At 32.6% G+C, this 19151-nt stretch carries 14 protein-coding genes and 1 riboswitch; of the genes, 11 read left to right on the top strand and 3 right to left on the bottom strand.

Annotation, left to right across the window (positions count from 1 at the left end; all coding sequences use genetic code 11):
- Window positions 1-518: 518 nt before the first annotated feature.
- Together F9279_RS20220 and F9279_RS20215 are read left to right on the top strand one after the other, a co-directional pair.
- The gene (locus tag F9279_RS20220) at window positions 519-1784 is read left to right on the top strand and encodes a hypothetical protein (protein WP_152116039.1); all 1266 of its coding nucleotides are present in this window, start codon (window positions 519-521) and stop codon (window positions 1782-1784) included.
- Window positions 1785-2171: 387 nt separating this feature from the next.
- A complete protein-coding gene (locus F9279_RS20215) occupies window positions 2172-3179 on the top strand; it encodes a YecA family protein (RefSeq protein ID WP_152116061.1) in 1008 nt (335 codons plus the stop codon).
- Window positions 3180-3590: 411 nt separating this feature from the next.
- On the opposite strand, the gene F9279_RS20210 is transcribed toward F9279_RS20215, so the two are convergent.
- Window positions 3591-3995: a hypothetical protein gene (locus F9279_RS20210; protein ID WP_152116038.1), complete on the bottom strand. Its 405-nt coding sequence runs from the start codon at window positions 3993-3995 to the stop codon at window positions 3591-3593.
- 402 nt (window positions 3996-4397) lie between these two features.
- Here F9279_RS20210 and F9279_RS25780 point away from each other — a divergent pair, with 402 nt between their 5' ends.
- On the top strand, window positions 4398-4841 hold the full coding sequence (locus F9279_RS25780; RefSeq protein ID WP_226793757.1) for a hypothetical protein: 444 nt from the start codon (window positions 4398-4400) through the stop codon (window positions 4839-4841).
- 45 nt (window positions 4842-4886) lie between these two features.
- Here F9279_RS25780 and F9279_RS20200 read toward each other — a convergent pair whose 3' ends face one another.
- Window positions 4887-5072: a hypothetical protein gene (locus tag F9279_RS20200; RefSeq protein ID WP_152116037.1), complete on the bottom strand. Its 186-nt coding sequence runs from the start codon at window positions 5070-5072 to the stop codon at window positions 4887-4889.
- Between the two features lie 629 nt (window positions 5073-5701).
- A riboswitch (cyclic di-GMP riboswitch) is annotated at window positions 5702-5787 on the top strand.
- 71 nt (window positions 5788-5858) lie between these two features.
- Between F9279_RS20200 and F9279_RS20195 the strand changes: the two genes are divergently transcribed.
- The 3 genes from F9279_RS20195 to F9279_RS25320 all read left to right on the top strand — a co-directional run bounded on the left by F9279_RS20195 (window position 5859) and on the right by F9279_RS25320 (window position 8892).
- The gene (locus tag F9279_RS20195; RefSeq protein ID WP_152116036.1) at window positions 5859-8303 is read left to right on the top strand and encodes a hypothetical protein; all 2445 of its coding nucleotides are present in this window, start codon (window positions 5859-5861) and stop codon (window positions 8301-8303) included.
- Window positions 8263-8595 (top strand): hypothetical protein, encoded by a 333-nt coding sequence (locus F9279_RS20190; protein WP_226793754.1) that lies wholly within the window; start codon window positions 8263-8265, stop codon window positions 8593-8595. Before F9279_RS20195 ends, F9279_RS20190 begins: the two co-directional genes overlap by 41 nt.
- Before the next feature lie 132 nt (window positions 8596-8727).
- Window positions 8728-8892 (top strand): hypothetical protein, encoded by a 165-nt coding sequence (locus F9279_RS25320; protein WP_193224642.1) that lies wholly within the window; start codon window positions 8728-8730, stop codon window positions 8890-8892.
- A gap of 286 nt (window positions 8893-9178) precedes the next feature.
- On the opposite strand, the gene F9279_RS25315 is transcribed toward F9279_RS25320, so the two are convergent.
- The gene (locus tag F9279_RS25315; RefSeq protein WP_193224641.1) at window positions 9179-9355 is read right to left on the bottom strand and encodes a hypothetical protein; all 177 of its coding nucleotides are present in this window, start codon (window positions 9353-9355) and stop codon (window positions 9179-9181) included.
- A 1223-nt stretch (window positions 9356-10578) separates the two neighbouring features.
- Here F9279_RS25315 and F9279_RS20185 point away from each other — a divergent pair.
- From F9279_RS20185 to F9279_RS20165, 5 genes are all read left to right on the top strand, one after another.
- Complete coding sequence (locus F9279_RS20185; protein WP_152116035.1) at window positions 10579-12933, top strand: FtsX-like permease family protein; 2355 nt, start codon at window positions 10579-10581, stop codon at window positions 12931-12933.
- Window positions 12934-13055: 122 nt separating this feature from the next.
- Window positions 13056-13823 carry an ABC transporter ATP-binding protein gene (locus tag F9279_RS20180; RefSeq protein WP_413463232.1) on the top strand — a complete coding sequence of 256 codons (768 nt, stop codon included), beginning with the start codon at window positions 13056-13058 and terminating at the stop codon, window positions 13821-13823.
- A 660-nt stretch (window positions 13824-14483) separates the two neighbouring features.
- The gene (locus F9279_RS20175) at window positions 14484-16985 is read left to right on the top strand and encodes a phosphatase PAP2 family protein (RefSeq protein WP_152116058.1); all 2502 of its coding nucleotides are present in this window, start codon (window positions 14484-14486) and stop codon (window positions 16983-16985) included.
- 242 nt (window positions 16986-17227) lie between these two features.
- Window positions 17228-18718, top strand: coding sequence for a BglG family transcription antiterminator (locus F9279_RS20170; protein ID WP_152116034.1), 1491 nt, complete (start codon window positions 17228-17230; stop codon window positions 18716-18718).
- Window positions 18708-19145, top strand: coding sequence for a PTS sugar transporter subunit IIA (locus F9279_RS20165; protein WP_152116033.1), 438 nt, complete (start codon window positions 18708-18710; stop codon window positions 19143-19145). Before F9279_RS20170 ends, F9279_RS20165 begins: the two co-directional genes overlap by 11 nt.
- Window positions 19146-19151 lie beyond the last annotated feature (6 nt).

Below are 19151 nucleotides of genomic sequence, written 5' to 3'. Positions count from 1 at the left end.
AGTGATATTAACGGTTTTTATCCCAACCACCAGTATCTTCAGAAAACTGCTGGATTTTCTTCTTTTGCTTACAAAATAAGACACCTTTTAAAAATAAGGTGTCTTATCTTTGACTTACAGATTGAACTAACAAGTTTAAGTTATGTAATTTAGGATAGATACATACTTTTACTCAGATATCTTGATAAGTACTTTCTCCCGCATCCTTTTTATTTCATTGCCAAACCTGCGGACTAAAGTAAGTTATACTCGTTTAGCTCTTGATTTATACCTAAAACAGACTACTGGTTTAACAGGAGGAAAGTATCTTATAGTTTTGATTAAGTCGTGGTCTGGACGTTGAGTTAAAGAGATTTATGGTTTTATAGACAATGTACAGTAGTAATGTGGAATGGTATTTTGCATCGTTTCGAGTTGTTTCAATAAGATCGGATTAAGGTATGCATAATTTACAGAATTGCTATTTTGGTAATTTATGATTTGAATCAATAATTTAGTTAAAAAAGGGGCCAAGTATAATGAATTATCTAGCTTATAACTATTATATAGATCTACTTGAGAATTTTAAAAGTGCAACAGAGAATAGTGAACCTTACACATTTGTTATGTTTCTAGATAACATATGTAGAGAACCTGTATTATTCTCAGCCTTATCAAATCTTATAATAAATGACTTAGAGGATGAAAACAATTTAAAGGAATATTCAACTGAACTATCTGAAAACTTCAAACACTTCATAGAGCCTTATTTTGAAGCATTTAATGAAGTAGGTAAACCATTAAAAGTTGAACACCTTAAAGAAGCACAAGGTAATGATTTATTACTACATGCAGAAAAAATGGATGGGATTTTTAGTGATTCTGATATGCGGAACATCCAAAATGAAATAAAAGATTTAATAAACAAGAAAATAGATAGTAGTATTGCTAGTAAAAAGCTAAATAAAAAGAAAGAGTTACATATGTTAAGATTTTCCCAACCCGTTAATAATGAACAATATTTAATTAACTGGAATGATATTATTCAAGAGATAAAAGGGGATTTAAGGAATTACCAACAGGTTATTTGGAAAGGTCAAAAGGAGCATTTTAGAGGGAAATTATTTGGAATAATAAAGGAACTACTAAAAACAGGTGGATTTAAAGAATCGAGAAAATTAATAACTAAGTACCGTGATGAAATAGAAAATGTAGTTGAAAGCCATAATTTATCTAAAGATACTATTAATATAGTAAACTTTTTAAAAATATCTCTTAATACTCAATGGACACTCTCCTTAGTACTTAATAGATATAAGGAAAAAGTTCATAATTTTGATAAACCGAGATTAAGAAAAATAATTTTGGAAAAAAAGTTACTAGAAGAACCACTTCAATACGATTTAGCAGAATTTTTATTTAATCAAGGCTTTAATCCGATAATTGAGCAACGAATTGGGGTTTCTGGAGAAGGCGCTGAACGTCTAGATCTATTTATAGAGCATAATGGTAAGCATATTGTTGAAGTTAAACTATTTAATGGAGATAGACAACAGTTAATTAAAGGGTTAAAACAAATACATTCTTATACTACCAAGCATAGTGATAATGTAGGTTATTTAGTAATTTTTAATTATGATGAAAGTAAAAAAGTGGATCTTCCGCCTATTAGTAATATCCATGGGAGAACACTTTACACTACTATTGTTGATTTTACTAAAATTAGTGCAAGTGGGGAGTCTAGGTCAATAGTGGAAGTGGGCCACGAGGAAATTAGTACATTATTTGCTGAGAAGGTAGAATAGTTATTTTATTGTCACTTCCATATTGTCAGATTAATATCTTCCTTTTGACTTAATTTTTGGCTAATGCAAAACTAACCATTTAAATCAGTGCGGTGAACCTAACTTAGTAAAAAGGTTAACCCTCTACAATCTGGTGCTTTTATATATTGGGAATCCGTCTGTTTATGTATAGAATTAGATGTCGGATCTTTATTATGACAGATGAATTTTTGCTCTTCAATGCAACCTTAATAATTAGTTTGAGATGAACAGTCTGTGGCAAACAAAGTTTTATTCAAGTATAAGATATTCTGTATAAGGCTATTGTGGTTAATTTTAAAAAAGGTATTAATTTTCTATTGGACTCCACTTTAAAATGTGAAGGGTATCGATAGTAGGAGGTAAATGATGAATATTGGGAGAAACGAGAAATGCCCTTGTGGTTCTGGAAAGAAATTTAAAAATTGCTGCATAGATGATCCTAAGTTTACTGCAACAAAAGTAAATAACGGTATCCCAAGAAAATATATGAGTGAGTTTGCTCTTCACACTTTTTCCTCAAAAGTAACTATATGTTACCCTAAGCTGTTAGAAACTGTTGATGTATCAAATGCTTCTTATCATATATATATGATAAATAAAATTAAGAGACTAAGTTTTATAGAAAATAGCTTAAAAGTAACCGATACTTATGTAGAAGTTCAAGTAAAACACGGAGTAACTCTAACTGATAAAGTTGAAACTATAAAAATACCTCTACATGAGAATATGGTGGATTATGAATTAGAAAGTGACAAAATTTTATTTATGAAAGATGGCTGTGGAGGAGGAGTTAAATTTGATATTCTTTGGATATATACAGCTTTTTCTACTGAAAATCTGGAATGCGAGATATTATATGTTGGACAAGCTTACGGGAAAATAGGGAATAGAGATGCTTTAAAAAGATTAAAATCTCATGAAACACTTCAGAAAGTAATGGCTGATATTTTATATGAGGATATAAATTACGAAATTGCGATTACTCTTTGGGAGTTTACACCGCGTTTGCTGACATCGATGGATGGAAGGAAAGGTTTTCAGGTGACAGATAAAGAAGATAAAGAACATTTCTTGAAGGTGTTATCAGCACCGCCATTATATTTAGATAGTCAAATAATTAATGTTACAGAGGGAGCATTAATTAATTATTTTAAACCTAAGTATAATGAAAAGTTTAAAAACAATTTCCCAGATATCGGCCATAAAGGATACAAGTTTTACTATGACTATGATTACAATGCTATTACAGTTGAATTAGATCCATCTTGTGTGAATATAGAAATTTATTCTGACTGTACAGGCTATAGTCAATTTTCACCTATAGAGTATTTATTAAATTCCGAAGAAGAAAGAAAGTCTATGTTTGTTTTATAGCTAAAATCTAGAATAATTATATACTTCGTTCAGTAATGATTAGAGTTAACCTTTGAAAAGCGTTCTTAATTAAGAGATTGTTCATTAGAAGAAAATGTAGTCTTCTGGGAGCTTTTGTTTATGAATTGTAAAGTAGGTAGCCACGTAGAAATTAAAAATTAAATTAGTATTAGCAGTTTAAACGCTATTAAAAAAAGTGCAAAAATAGCTATTATCGTACTCTTTTTTCAATCTAATTTGTATCAACTGCTAATGCTAAACTTTATCAAGTGAGGACTATCGTAAATAGGGGATTTGTTTCTCTTACTTTGCTCACAAAATAAGACACCTTTTGAAAAAAGGTGTCTTATTTTTGACATACAAATTCTACTAACAATATTTATTTATCCAATTTAGGTTGGACAAATACTTTTACTCAGAAATTTTTATAAGTACTTCCTCCCGCATTCTTTTTATTTCATTGCCAAATCTACGTACCAAGGATGAATATGCTTTTTTAGCATCATGATCCTTACCTGTTCGATCAATGTAATTTAGGATAAGCTCTTCATAGTTTTCACTGTTCTTGGATTTAGTTAGGCAATCATACTCCTGCTTGTATCGAAGCAATACCTTGTGTATGAATTTAATTCGTTGCTGTTCCTTGAGAGGATTAATTAGTTCATATATATCATTAGAATGGTGAATCTCCCGAAGTAGCAGTTCATATTCTACGGCTTCATCTTCATTTAAGTATATATATGGGATGTTATAATATTTTTTCTCAGCAACAATATCCTCATATCTTTCGGCAGTGATACCTGTTATTTTCTTCATAAGATATTGAACGTCTTCAAACTGCCTCTTTAATTTGTCATTTATACGTTTTGCTAACGCAATCTCATGAAAAACGGTAAAATAGCGTTAAAGATATTACAACACCGAATATTAAAAACCTTAATTTACTGCGCCTTTTGCACCTCTTGTTAACTATATTACACACTCTCAGCTTACGGGCGAAATGATGTAATATTGCATTTCAAATGTTAAAATGATTATTAATTAACAAATATAGGTAAACACCACTACATCAATAAATATCTGCCATCACCATCCAAGCCACGTGGAGTGCGTCTCGCAGTTGATTCTAAAATAAGATGAGGGGGCTGAAAAAGACGGGACAAAGTGCCTGTAGACTGTACCCTATAGAGGGAGCAAAGTTGAAAGGAGAGAACTCTTATGAATAAAGGAATCCAGAATGAACAGGAAATAGAAGAAGTTACTGAAGATAAGAATGGAATTATGACTTGGATGAAAGCACATAAAAAGCAGCTTGCTCTCATTGGAATAAGCATCCCTACACTTATTGCTATCGTGCTTGGATTGAAGAATAAAGATGCTATAAAAGAATTATTTGATAATTTGAAAGATGAGATAGAAAAAGCAAATCTTTATAGTAGTAAATGGTTTGAGAATGCAACAGATGCAGAACTTGATACAGCACGAGAAAAAGTAAGACTAGACTATTGCTCATCAGGTGATGATTTTAAAGCGGCTTGTAGCCTACAGAACTTACTTGGAAGATTCGATAAAGAGATGAGTAAAAGAGCATGGGGCAATGAAACTCCACATGCACCAAGTATTCATCGTGAACACGGATGGTATTTACCTAACGATGACTAAAAAGAGCAGGACCACCTAAATAATTGTAAGAAGTCCTGCTTTGCTTTATCCTTCAATATCTGCATCAACACCAGATTTGAATTCCAAATTTAAGTAGTCTTCGAAAATGGTGATTTTTTGTATCATTCTTGAGGAGAGGATTTCATCAAATTCAGTATGCAGCGCCGGCTGCTGATTGATGAAATCGTGCATCTCCGTGTTACGTATGATTTGAAATTTGCCAACTGACATCAGTTGGTAGAACTCCGGCCACTACGAAGAAGGGTGAATGCCGCAAGAAGAGTAGTATATGGTGTCGATATGTTCCCGAGAACCATAAAATCATTAAATGTTCCCGCTTACTGATGGTGCAGAAATTGCCATGGATATGTTTCCGAGAACAGGCAGATTGAAAACATCAATGTCGTCCTCTCAACCCATATTGAGCAGTCAACAACATCCAAAACGTTGATTTACCGCATTTTTCTCACTCAATGTTAACAATATTACACTCTAGCAACCTACGGGCGGCATGAAGTGATCTTTTCTCTTACAGACTTGATATATAAGGGTTTTTGAGAAAGATGACAGTAAATGCTAAATTTTTGCTTATAGTGGGGATTTTAAAGGAAGCTTTTTACGAGATTAAACTTATGGGAAGCTTCTTTTATGGATTTCAAGTGGTCCAGACAGATGGCTTGGAAAGTTGTTAATAGTTGGGGTAAGCCGAAAGGTCAACTCCATTTTGTCAAGATGAATTACATTATTATAGTGGCATCTTCTATGCTAAATTGTTCCGTCGCTAGTTTTATTATTGTTTTTACAACTCTATCCAATTTAAAGGGTTTATAGTAATATTTTAATGGGTAATAAATACTATAATAAAATATTGGCAAACTACTTGAAAAAGTAGGACGCAAAACTAGAGGGGCTAAAACTATTTCAGAAATGCCAGCCAGTTGCTTCAAACTTAAAGCGACCTTTTTCTCAAGTCGTTTATTTTTTTATAACGCATATTAATGAAAAGAGGGTATATGTATGGTTGTCGCAGCTATAAAGAATAAATTTAATAATGGAGAAGTTTCTATCTATCAATCTGGGGATGTATTTAATATTCCTAATAAATCTATTGTCGGAACAAAAAGCTTTTATATTACTAATCTAGGGAGAGTTTTTGCACATGACACAGGAGGAATATTTGGTGAGGAACAAAGTAAGAGTTATACAGGAAATATAGATCTTTCGTTTAATGATTATGGTATTACTTTATCGAATGAAGTGGGTGGAGAATTTTCTTTTAATGTATTATTAACTGACCAAGAATTTATTAATGTTTATGAAAAACTTTCTCATAATAATCTAGTATGTAAGAATAATATGAATGCTAATAGTATTTGTAAATATAGAGTAGGAAAGGCAATAAATGGAGAACATATTACTTTCACCGACTATATTAAAATAGAAAATAATAAACTGAAATTTTCAAAAGACAATTATATAAATGAGATTCCATTCTACCGTATAAAAAGCGTTAAGGATAAGGACAAATTTATTGAAATAAGTGGTTCTTTTTCGGTAAGGAACTCGACTATATATGAATTAAGGGTATATACTTTTGACGAAAAAGTTAAAAAAGAGATACTAAATAAGATGCAAAATTACAATCAGAATATTTTTAATATAGTTGGAGATGTTTCTGAAATCTTTACTACTAGTGTAACAGCTAATATTCATGATAAATTTATTGCAGATAAGAGTATTGCAATTTGTTTTGACTCTAATAATATTTATTTTATAGATGAATTTGAAAAGAAGTGCTTAGTTACACTTAAATTGTCTAAGACAAATGCATATTACAGTAATATTGAAAATAAAATTGTGTTTGAATCTGAAAATAATTTATATCAGATAAATATTTATAATGGTAGTAGCCTAAAAGAATATTTAATAAGAAACATAATTAAAACCAATAAAAAATTGATATGTAGATTTGGGAGATTAAGTGGTGTTTTAAATGGAGAATCTTTTAAAGGTGAAGAAGTAGGCATCTTATCAGACGGTTCGAAAATAATATTTATTTCAAGAAGTAACTTAAAAGTTCTGAACACGATAGATATGGAGAAATTAGAAGTTCAAATAGATAATAATAATGTTTTCATTATATTTAAGAATCAGATAGCTTTATTAAAAGTATTTGTACAAAGTCACATACATGAATTCTTCACGAAGCAATCCGATAGTTCGTATATATTTGGGTACACTTCAAAGGATGAACCATTCTTCATTAAGCAGGATGAGGACAAAATATTATTATCGCAGAGTCCTTCTACGATACATTTCAAATATTACAATGAAGAAATTACTGATATATCTATAACAAAGTATGGAGATAAGGAATCAATCTTTTCAGAGTTACAAATTTCAACAATTGATAATAAGAAGAATTTAATTATTAATGTCCCAAATACAATCATAAAAGATTTAATTTATAAAACCTACTATTATTCGAAAAATAAGTCATTGGAACAGGTACCAGCAGAGCAGTTGTATTTGAGTTATAGTCGTCAAGTTAATGATTATATACTGTTTCATTATTTTGGTCAGATTTTTGCAATGTATCATGGTTTTAAAGAAATACAGAAAAACGAAAAGAATATTGATTTAAAAAATGAGAAAATAATAAATTATTTATATTATTCTATACAAGCACTAAAAAAACATTTTGATACGGTTTCAATATACCTCCCTTCTACGTTGGCAAATGAAGATGCAAACATTTTAAGAGATCAGTCTGCACAAATACCTTATAAGAATTTACAACGTAACTTAATGAGCTTAACTAGCCAAATTAACCGTTCATTAAATGAAATTGAAAATTCAATAGCATCAGTATCTTTTGTTCTTATTTCGAGGGAAGATTATACAAAAGTAATAGAGCAAAGAACAAAAGATGGCTATTCATTAGCAGTTGGTATGGGAGTATTAGGAGTTATGGCTACAACTCTAACTGGTGGTCTTGCTGCACCTTTCTTCCTCAGTGGAATTTTGACTGGTATTAATACTAGGTTTTCAGATTCTTATGCAAAAGAACAAGAGAAGATTAGGGAAAACAATGAAAAAAATAGAATTAGTTTTAGTGTTGATAAGATGACTGATTCTCTGGAACATCTTACTCAAACACTATTACCATACTATATTAATGAGACAAATAACTCAGTATATCAAACATTCCAGCAACTATATCAAATATATAAACCACAACTTGAATCTAAAGAAGTTCAAAAGGAATTGTTTAATAAAATTACACAGTATTACACATACAAGCAACTACCTGTCGATAATTCGGTTACTATTAAGAAAAGAGACTTAATTGAACTAACACATCAAACAGTTAATTTAAGTAATCAATATCTAGACAGCTTTCAAAAGGAGGTAACGGGAAATGTTCCAAAATCCCTTGAGACAACAGCAACAATCAAATGACCCATTTGAAAATATGGGGAAAGTTGAGGAAAATCAGCTAAGTGGTGTATCTGAAAATAATCCATTTACCAACCATTCTAATATTGTAGATGTAAATAATATAGTTGGTACACATAATGTTAATCCACATTATGTACAAGGTTATACAAAAAGTGATGGTACTCAAGTTGATGGTTATTGGAGAGATGGAGATAGCGATACTCACCATGACCTAACAGCTAGTGAAGGTGGAGGTTATGAGAGAACTAATCCTGATGGGGATCTCACAAATAATTTAGGATTTGATTTTTAATAAAGCTTAAAAGGCTATGCTTAAAAAGTATTTCCTATTGTCCATAACAAAAAACAAAGCATATTAATAAAAGAATTATACGAAATATGATTTAACTTAAATCGAATCTAAATAAGGTATAAGGAAATAATAATGAATAAAAAAGATATATGGAACCAATTACCGAGAGAAGCTAGATTGAAAGCAGCTGGTAAAATGGGAGAGCTTGCTGGCAAGGGTGTTGGATTAGCAATAGATGTTACACTGAAAATTAAGGGATTAGATAAAAACAAAGATAATGAAAAATCAAAAAGGTGATAGCAAAAAGAAGGAAAGAGAATCACTTTCCTTCTTTATATTTTACTAGTAGTAAAATTGGTTATACACCAATATATAAGATACTTGATTAAACTGTTCGTTATGCGAGTACCAACATTTTCTAATGTTATTTCATGAAAAACGGTAAAAATCCTTGCCTTACTGCACTTTTTGACCTGTAGTTGAAGATATATATTAAATGTGTAAAAAATAGTTCAAAGACAATACAAGAGTGCGGAGATTTTATCGCACTCTTGTTTGATTTACAGTAATGGTGTATATCTACCTATTCTATGGCTGACGATATTAAAACCTCTTCTCTCTTTCGCTTTATCTCATTTCCAAAGATTCGGACTAAAGCTAAATAGGCACTTTTTGCATTACTGTTCTTAATAATCCTTTCAATAAATTTATCATATACATCCTCGTCATCTGAATTTTTGATATCTCTATATTCTCTCAAGAATCTACCTAATACTTTGTTGATGAAAACTATTCGCTCACCCTCTTTAGATGAATCAATCAGTTCATAAATATCTGTAGACTTTTGAATGTCTTGAATGAGGATGTTATATTCAATCTTTTCTTGCTCATTTAAATAAATATAAGGTAGTTGATAATACTTCTTTTTAGCAAGTAGCTCTTCATATTGCTCAGAAGAAATGCATGTTACTTCAAGAATTTCATCCTTAGATAGACCATGTTTGATAAGATTTCCAACCGTCCTTTGTAGTGGAGAATCTGTGTATCCTTTTCCTCTATAGCACTAATTAATTCTCCTATAAGATTATTTTGTTGTTTGATATGTTGTTTCATTTCATTGAAGATGTGCCTTAATTTACTGTCATTGTGAGAAATTGAATCCACTATTTAATACCTCCTTTACCTTTTTCAAAGATCGTTTTTTAGTTTGGGTCATTACTATAGGATGAACTTAAAGGCTGCAATCACTAAATTGCTAACATTTTGCTAACGCAATCCAGTGAAAAACGGTAAATTCCCGTTAAAGATGTTACAACTCAAATTCAGCAAAACATTGGTATATCGCACTTTTTGCACAAAACATTAAAGATATTACACACTCTAAGCTTACGGGCGGCATGATGTAATCTGCCGCTTCACCCCTTGATAGTTAAGGGTTTTACGTTAGGTGAAAGTGAAACGTTAATATTGAGGACATAAAAGGAAGCTTTTCATGAGTCGAGTAAACTTGTGGAAGGCTTTCTTTTTATTTTCTTGTATAACTTTTATTGAAAGTGAAACCATCGAATTTCGAGTTAGAAAGACTTATAAAAAGATAGAGATTACTTACCCCATTGCTGATCTCAGTTTGAATAAAAAAACCCCGAAAACCATAAGTCCCAAAATAAACGCTTCTTGATTGTCAGTTCTTACACTTTCTTTCTTTTTAATTAATATTTCCAGTATTCTTCAGTAGTCAACTTATTAAAATACGGCTGACGTCGTAGAAGATAATAAGCCTTAATTAGGTGTACCCAGTAAATTCCATTTGGTATGATTACTTTAGTAAACTTAATAAATAATTAAGGTCATGCTTTATAAGAAACTAGTCTAAGAAAAAGTTGTTTAAAGAATATGCTGAAAATATTCCTCTGAAGAAATGAAAAAAGATTGCTAGAGACAAGGACAGAATAAATATCATCGATCCAGGAAGGAGAAAAAATAATGTTTTTGAAAATAGTCAAAAATGATTTTCTCAGAAACAAAATTGTAACGATGACAGTATTTGTATTTATCACGATGGCAGTTATTTTGGCAGCTAGTGCCATTAATAACATAGCCAATTTGATTCAGGGGATGTCCAATTTTCAAAAAAGTGCGGTGCCAGCTGACATTACGGTGATGCATGCTGGAGAATATGACCAAGCAGAAATCGACCAATTCACAGAACAATACCGGGACCATATTGCTATTCAGGAGACAATGGTTCTTCAGAATATCGAGGGAAGCAATATTCATTTTGGTCAGAATCAAACGATGGCTGGCACCATACAGGATATTTCATTTGTTGTACAGAATAAGAATTTTGATTTTATATTGAATTTGGATAATGAAAAGCTGGATGTAAAGGAAGGGTTCATAGCTGTTCCCATTTATTTTATGGAACAAAGGGACTTAAAAATAGGTGATACGGTTACAGTTATAAACGGCAGGTATGAGAAGGAGTTTATCATTTCAGATTATGCAAGAGATTTTGAGATGAACTCTTCCCTTACTTCTTCGAAACGGTTTGTAATAAACCAGGATGACTTTGATGAAATGCTTAAAATGCAGGCTAGTGAACTAGAATATTTGATTGAATTCAAGCTGAATGAAAATGGGGATTCTGCTACTGTTCAGACTGCCTATAACGAAGCAGGTCTTCCGGCAAACGGTCCTATATTAGAAGGTAAGATATTTATGATATTTAATGCCTTGTCAGATATGGTGGTTGTGATTGTTATTTTATTTATAAGTATTCTGCTTATTGTGATTGCTTCGCTCTGTATCAGACTTACATTTCTGGCAACGATTGATGAAGATATTAGAGAAATCGGTGTTATGAAAGCGATGGGGGTATCCAGAAAAGATGTAAAAAAGGTCTATCTAAACAAATATAGAGCTATCTCAGTAGCTGCCGGTATTATGGGTTACCTCCTGTCCTTTGCAACGGTTAGCCTGTTAAACGGTAATATGAGTCTATATATATCTTCTGATTTATCAGGAAGCTTAAAGTATATATTATCGCTTATAGCTCCATTACTTGTATATTTCATGATTGTGATGTACTGCAAGCAAGTACTGAAAAGAATCGATAAGATTTCTGCGGTGGAAGCTTTGCGTTCAGCTATCATGGAGCATGGAAAGAACCAAAAATACCATTTCCCGCTCCTAAAGAACAAATTCCTGAGCACTAATATTTACATGGGTATAGGGGATGTATGGAAACGATTCAAATTATACAGGTTACTGTTAGTTATTTTTATCATATGTACGTTTATTGTTATACTCCCTGTAAATATGTATAACACTATAAATTCTTCTGAATTTTCCACGTATATGGGAATAGGAAAACAAGACATGAGAATCGATCTTCGTAGAACCGATAGTATAACAGAAGATTTTATAAAACTGCAGGAAGAGTTGAAAAATGATCAGGATATAGAAAAGTTTGCATCTTACATCACAAGTTCCTACCAGGTCAAAAGCTCAGAAGGTACTTGGAACAATATTAATATTGAAGTCGGTGATTTTTCTATATTTCCATTAAAATTTCTAGAAGGCAGAGCTCCAGAGAGGGAAGGTGAAATATCGCTTTCACTAGCCAATGCTGGAAAAGACGGATTAAATAAGAAAGTAGGAGATGAAGTAACTGTCAGGGTAGGCGGGGAAGAACAGACTGTAACAGTTGCAGGTATTTATCAAGATATTACAAATGGAGGTAAAACAGCAAAGGCACATAAAAGTCTTGGAGTAAATGAAGAAGCTGTTCTTTGGTATATTGTGAGTATGGATTTGGCGGAAGGTGTTAACAAACGCTTGAAAATGGATTACTACCAGACTGCTTATAGCTCGGCTCAGGTGAATGATATCAAGGAATATACGCAGCAGACGCTTGGAAATATCATAGAACAGTTAGGAATCGTAGTGATAGGCGGAATCTCAATCGCTATTATCATAGCTATATTAATCACGGCATTATTCCTTCGAATGTTATTATCAAAAGATATGTCTCAAATTGCCATCATGCGAAGTGTGGGAGTAACTTTAAAGCAAATTAGTCATCAATATATGGCAGGAACTTTAATGGTACTGATATTGGGAATCTTACTTGGAATTCTGTTTGCAAATTTTTTAGGGGAATATCTTGTAAGTATGGCTATGTCTACTATGGGAGCGGCAAAAATTGAATTTGTTCATATTATTTGGCAGACCTGGCTGCTTTGTCCATTAGCACTTATTATAGCCGTTGGCTGGACGATATTTATGTCTTGTAAGGTAGCCGTAAAAGATGATCTATCTGTCATTTTAAGAAGGTGATAGTACAAAAATTGTTTCTCATGCTAATACCCTATAGACATCAACTATTTTTCTAAAGCGTAATCTAGAATTTTCTTAGGAAATAGACTTTGATATTAATATCTGACATGGGAGGAATATAGGTGACCAATATAATAGAAGCAAGAAGTATGAGCAAAAAAGTAGAATTAGGAAAAGGTAATGAGCTTCATATCTTAAATAATATAAATTTGGAAGTGGAAGAAGGGGAATTCGTATCGGTCATGGGGCCATCAGGAAGCGGGAAATCAACACTACTTTATAATATAAGTGGTATGGATAGAATTACTTCTGGTAGTGTAAAGTTTAAAGGCTATGAAATTGGTAGTCTAAAAGAAGAAGAATTAGCGAAGATTCGACTGAAAAGAATGGGGTTTATCTTTCAGGATATTTATCTATTAAAGAATCTGTCCTTGATTGACAATATTATGTTTCCTGCACTTATATCAACAGAAGCAGATAAAAAGGTAGTAAATAATAAAGCAAAAAAACTAATGAAAATGACAGGGATTGAGAAACTTGCGAATTATAATATCACTCAAGGATCTGGTGGACAACTGCAAAGAGTAGGAATCTGCAGAGCATTGATAAATGATCCAGATATCATATTTGGAGACGAACCGACTGGAGCACTAGATTCCAAATCGACAGAAGAGATTATGTCAATCCTTGCAAAGATTAATAAATATGGTACAACGGTAATGCTCGTTACTCATGATGTAAAGGTAGCAGCAAAAACGGAAAGAATACTGTTTATGGTAGATGGAAATATTCTTTCACAGAAGAAAATGCGTAAATATGATGCACAGCGAGATGATATGAAGGAAAGAGAAGAAAGCATTATGAAATGGTTAGTGGAAAATGGGTTATAGATTTTAATGTCATCTGCCTAAAGCTTATAGGAGGGATTTATGAGGTATGTTCTAAAGAACAAGATAATAACAATGACTTTTTAGGGAAAACACGTAAATTCTTTGCTAATTCACCCCTATAAAAAATGGTAAATCCTTGTTAAAGGTTATAGACAAGAATACACGAAATAGTTATTTACCGTACTTTTTGCACTTCTCGTTATTAATATTAAAAACTTAAAATTTACAGGCAGCATGAGTAAAAAGCACCATCCAAAAATTGAAATGACTGGTTTTTGTAGTAGTAAGATGAGAGTAGTTTGCTAACATGGAAGATTATGACGGAGGCTTCTCATAAGTTCACTTGAACTTTTGTGCGGCTTCCTTTTTTATTTCTTTGAAAAATGGAGTATAGAATGTCTTATTGCAGACAGTGCGCTCATATGGACTGATGAGAAAATGTGAACATTAGAGAATTTAAAGGGTTCTTTTGTAAAAGGAAATAAGTGCTTCGTTAGCTAGAGAATGTGTGTGATTTCCAGCTAATTTTCGTAATAAGTCTCTTCCCGTCTACATAAAAAATATGAAATTTAAACAGTATCTATATATTCAATTAACAAACTTCTTTTAAAATAAAATTTGTTTGTTAAAAATACAAGAGAGAAGGGGAAATAAAAAGGGATGAAATTCATAAGAAAAATATCGATAATACTATTACTTGCAGCACTAACTATGAATTCTTTTGAGCTTTCTGTTCTGGCTAATAGTCAATATTCTGGACAGGAGAGTTCAAAACCTTCAAAGCCACAAGGGATTACTGGAGAAATAAATACAAATCCTCCTCAAGTGGACCAGCCTTTACCAGCAGTGGATTTTGGAGCAAATGCTAATGATTCAACTTTAAAGAATATTGCTGGTACTAATCCTTTTATAAAAATTTTAGACGGTTTTGATCAAGTCTGGTCTATGAACCAACCGGCTTGGAGAGACGGAACAGCGTTAACTATTCCAAATTTAAATGGTAAAGTTGCTAATTATGGGGACGGGCCTACCGTTTATTTTGATGGATATAAAAATGATGCAACAAAGATAGTAGCGGATATGAAGACATACGCAAACGAAGAAATTAGAAATCCACAGACTTGGACAGCTAATATTAAGTATGTAGAGGACGTTACTAAAAATAGAACAGATGAAGAAGCGCTAGCAGCTTATTATGATGATCAACGAGATAAGATATATAGTATGATGGATGCTTATGGACCATTAGCAAATACTTATGTAAATATCGTTAATCCAACCACAAGTGTTATCAGATCAAAAGAGGACATGAATGTAGTATTAGAAGAAGCGACTGCTGAGGATCAGAGCCAAGGAATGGGGCAATGGCAAGGATCCCAACTATCAGATGCATTAGATTTAGTTGATTTAGTTAGATTTAGAAGTCCTGCTTCTTCAAATCCTTCTAAGTACTTTTTCTCATCTCCAAGACCTTTTAGAATGAATTCAAATGGAGAAGTTAAAGAAGTAGTGGATGAGAATGGTTTACCAGTATGGGCCACACTCGGTAGTGGTGAAAGTGCAGCAGTAGATTTACCTTCAGGCGGTAAAAAAGAAACAGGTGAAAGACATTACCAACAATACGAAACAAATGTGGAAGTAATTCCTGCATTAGAGTATGTTAAAAGAACAGCAGAAGACGGAAGAGGTAAAGACGGAGCATTTCCAAGTGGGCATACAAGTGCAGCATATTTATCAACATTCGGATTTGCATACGCAACACCTGAAAGATTTTCAGAGTTTTTAACTAGAGCAGCTCAAATGGGAGAAAATAGAATAGTGACTGGCATGCACTCGCCACTTGATGTTATAGGAGCAAGAATACAATCAACTGCAATGACTGCCTTCGCATACAATCTTACAGAAAACCAAGAGGTATTAGATAAGGCTTATAAAAATGCAGGAGAAGTATTCGGTGAATTAGCTGCATCAAATGGAATGAGCTTGTACGAATATGCACATACGGTAACAGAGGATTATACGTTTGAAAGTGCATACGATGAACAAAAATGGGAAAATCATGAAGCAAACAAAGCATTCTACAGGGAAAAACTTACATACGGATTACCTCAAACTGGCATAAAAGGTTTAGACCCAGTAGTACCTAAAGGTGCTGAAGTTTTATTGGAAACTCGTCAACCATATTTGACTGAAGAACAACGTAGAGAAGTATTGTATACCACAGAAATTGAATCAGGCTACCCTGTAATAGACGAATCAAATGGTTGGGGAAGAATTGATTTGGTAACAGCATCTGATGGATATGGTGCGTTTTTAAGCAATGTAACAGTTGATATGGATGCTTCAAAAGGAAGATTTAATGCTCATGATTGGTGGAGAAATGATATAACTGGCAGTGGTATGCTTACTAAGCAAGGGACAGGTACACTTACATTGACAGGAAGTAATAGTTATTCAGGAGGTACATTACTACAAGGTGGAACATTAGAAGCTACTTCTGCGACTGCTTTTGGTGAAGGAGACCTTTATATAGAAAATGGTACAGTTTTAGTTAATGTTAAAGAACCTATGAATATAAACGGTAATTTAACAATGGAAGCTGGAAGTCTTGATGTGGCAATGGATAATGACCAAGCACAATTAAATGTAGATGGACAGTTATACCTTGATGGTGGGGATCTGAATTTAGATTTCACTAATTATAAAATAGACAAGGCTGCAGATATTACTTTATTTACAGCTGACAGTGTGGAAGGTAAATTCGATAATATAACTGCAGATGGTTACGATGTAACAGTAACTTATAACAATGATAGCGTTGTTGCGCATATTAAAGAAATTGGTACTACTGAACCAGTTACACCGACACCAGACGAACAGGATACTTCTGAACCAGTTACGCCGAAACCAGAAGAACAAGATACTACTGAACCGGTTACACCGAAACCAGAAGACAATGAAAAACCTGTCAACGTGGAAGGTCCAAAGGATACAGAGAATTCTACTGATTCAAAAGGTAGCAATGAATCAAAAACTACCAACGGGGCAGACGGACATAAACTACCGGAAACTGCCACTATGAACTATCAGTACTTATTAGTAGGGTTTTTACTCTTCTTAAGTGGTATGTTCTTCTTCTACACAAGAAAAAGAAAAGCATAAATTTATTTGGTAGATAAATATTGAAAACAAAGAAAAAACCAAACCATTTCTTAATGATTTGGTTTTTTCTTTGTTTTATACCCCATAGTATTCTTCACTGTAGCATTATCAATTACCCCCACCCTTGACGCCCCAACAATCCCCCTATAAAATGTACAGAAAAAAGTGACCGTTGCAACGGTCACTTTCCAGCGAATTGTTTTTTTAATTGTGTGATAATATGAAATCAAGGAGGCAAGGAGATGAGTTCTAAAAGCAATCATGAACAAGATCTGTTACTGTTTCTTTCTAAAAATCAAGGATATGTTACATCGAAGGATCTCCTTGAGGTATTAAATGTTTCTCAAAAAACTGTCTATCGTTTAATAAATAAAATTAACAACGAATACGAGGATGGCCCTTTAATCATATCTGAGAGAGGGAGAGGATATAAGCTAGATTACGAGAGATTTATTAATTCCCAAAAAAGTAACTATAAAGATAAAGAAATGCAATTTTCTCCTAGCGAAAGACGTAAACGAATTATGGAAGAATTGTTGTTAGCTTCACCAAAACCATTAAATGTTTATCATTTATTTAGTCATTATTATGTAGGCGAATCTGTTACTTTTAATGACGAGCAGATAATGAGTGAAGAGCTTAAAAAATACAATTTGGTTTTAGAGAGAAAAAATCGAACATTGGCCATACTTGGGGAAGAAGTTAATATTCGAAAAGCTATTAAAGACATCATTGAAATCTTTAATATTATCGATATTGATGATTTAAAAAGGAATCCAAAGCTGAACTTCAATCAGTATGATGTTTTATTTATATTGGATCAATTAAGAAAGATTGAAGAAGATTTAAATATAACCATTCCTTACCCATATAATGTAAACATTTTCTCGCATTTATATATACTTCTTAGTCGATCAAGGAAAGTTCCTACTAGGAAGTTTACTGATGAAATTTCTAAAGAAGAAATGGAGAACATGGAGCGAGATATTTTGTATCCGGTTGCTAAAATGATTGTCCGTAATATCGAGAAATATTTGAACAATCCTTTGCCAGATATGGAGATTTACTTTCTATATCAGTATTTAGTGTCATCGCGAATGCAGGGATCTCATGCTATTACTTCCACTTTTTCATCAGAAGTGATTTCAGTAACGAGAGCATATATTGAGGGAATGAGTACTAGCTTAGGAATGGATATAGATGGTCAGTCTATATTTATAGATTTAGCCAACCATATTAAACCAATGCTGAATCGATTAGAGCACAAAATTCGGGTTAAAAATAGTTTGCTAAGTCAAATTAAGGTAACGTATGAGGAAGTATTTTTAGGTGTAATGAATGTATCTAAATTGGTGAGCCAGGAGTTTAACTTACCAGCCATCAATGATGATGAGAATGGGTTTATCACCCTTTATTTTGCGAAAGCTATTGAAACTGGCCAACATCAACGCCCAATAAAAACATTAATCATGTGTACAACAGGAATTGGGACTTCAGAACTTTTAAAAGCAAAAGTTTCCAAGAAATTTCCTGAGATAGAAATTGTTGATGTAGTGGCATCACGTAATACACAAATGTTAAAAGAGAAATACGCAGATGCTGAGTTAATTCTAAGTACTGTTCATATTAAGGAAGAAGTACCAATTCCTTATTTATTAGTAAGTGCAATGTTTACAATTGATGATCAGAAGAGACTTCAGGGAAAGATTGAGGAAGTTTACCATGGATGTTAATTCAATCTATCAAGTTTATTTTGACTGTGAGTTAAAAACAAAAGACGAGGTACACTCTTTTATTTCCGAAGTTGTAAGTCAAGATAATCCATTACAAAAAGAGGAAGTAATCAAGCAATTAAATGAACGAGAAAAAATAGGTAGCACATTAATCGCAGAACATGTGATGTTGCCGCATATTGAAAGTGATCAGTTAGAAAAGAGTCAAGTTCTATTTATCCGTTTAGCAAATCCAATTGAAGCATGGGATTCCAAGACAAAGGATATTCGGTTACTGATTGTTATTTTATTAAAGAAAAATGAAAGCGTTCAAATAAAGAAAGAAATAGCCTTATTCACCAGAACTCTAGCTGATGATGAGTATATTAATCGTTTGTTAAATAGTAATGAAAAAGAAGAATTTATAAAAGAAATTATTAAAAATTAGGAGGAA

It is taken from the genome of Bacillus sp. B1-b2 (assembly GCF_009183415.1).
Classification (GTDB): Bacteria; Bacillota; Bacilli; order Bacillales; family Cytobacillaceae; genus Niallia.
This window is presented reverse-complemented; position numbering and strand designations above follow the sequence as displayed.

Coding starts and splice junctions, on each gene's coding strand:
- F9279_RS20185 (WP_152116035.1), top strand. CDS start 10,579: ATGTTTTTGAAAATAGTCAAAAATGATTTTCTCAGAAACAAAATTGTA.
- F9279_RS20195 (WP_152116036.1), top strand. CDS start 5,859: ATGGTTGTCGCAGCTATAAAGAATAAATTTAATAATGGAGAAGTTTCT.
- F9279_RS20170 (WP_152116034.1), top strand. CDS start 17,228: ATGAGTTCTAAAAGCAATCATGAACAAGATCTGTTACTGTTTCTTTCT.
- F9279_RS20215 (WP_152116061.1), top strand. CDS start 2,172: ATGAATATTGGGAGAAACGAGAAATGCCCTTGTGGTTCTGGAAAGAAA.
- F9279_RS25780 (WP_226793757.1), top strand. CDS start 4,398: ATGAATAAAGGAATCCAGAATGAACAGGAAATAGAAGAAGTTACTGAA.
- F9279_RS20165 (WP_152116033.1), top strand. CDS start 18,708: ATGGATGTTAATTCAATCTATCAAGTTTATTTTGACTGTGAGTTAAAA.
- F9279_RS20190 (WP_226793754.1), top strand. CDS start 8,263: ATGTTCCAAAATCCCTTGAGACAACAGCAACAATCAAATGACCCATTT.
- F9279_RS20200 (WP_152116037.1), bottom strand. CDS start 5,072: ATGTCAGTTGGCAAATTTCAAATCATACGTAACACGGAGATGCACGAT.
- F9279_RS20175 (WP_152116058.1), top strand. CDS start 14,484: ATGAAATTCATAAGAAAAATATCGATAATACTATTACTTGCAGCACTA.
- F9279_RS20210 (WP_152116038.1), bottom strand. CDS start 3,995: ATGAAGAAAATAACAGGTATCACTGCCGAAAGATATGAGGATATTGTT.
- F9279_RS20220 (WP_152116039.1), top strand. CDS start 519: ATGAATTATCTAGCTTATAACTATTATATAGATCTACTTGAGAATTTT.
- F9279_RS25320 (WP_193224642.1), top strand. CDS start 8,728: ATGAATAAAAAAGATATATGGAACCAATTACCGAGAGAAGCTAGATTG.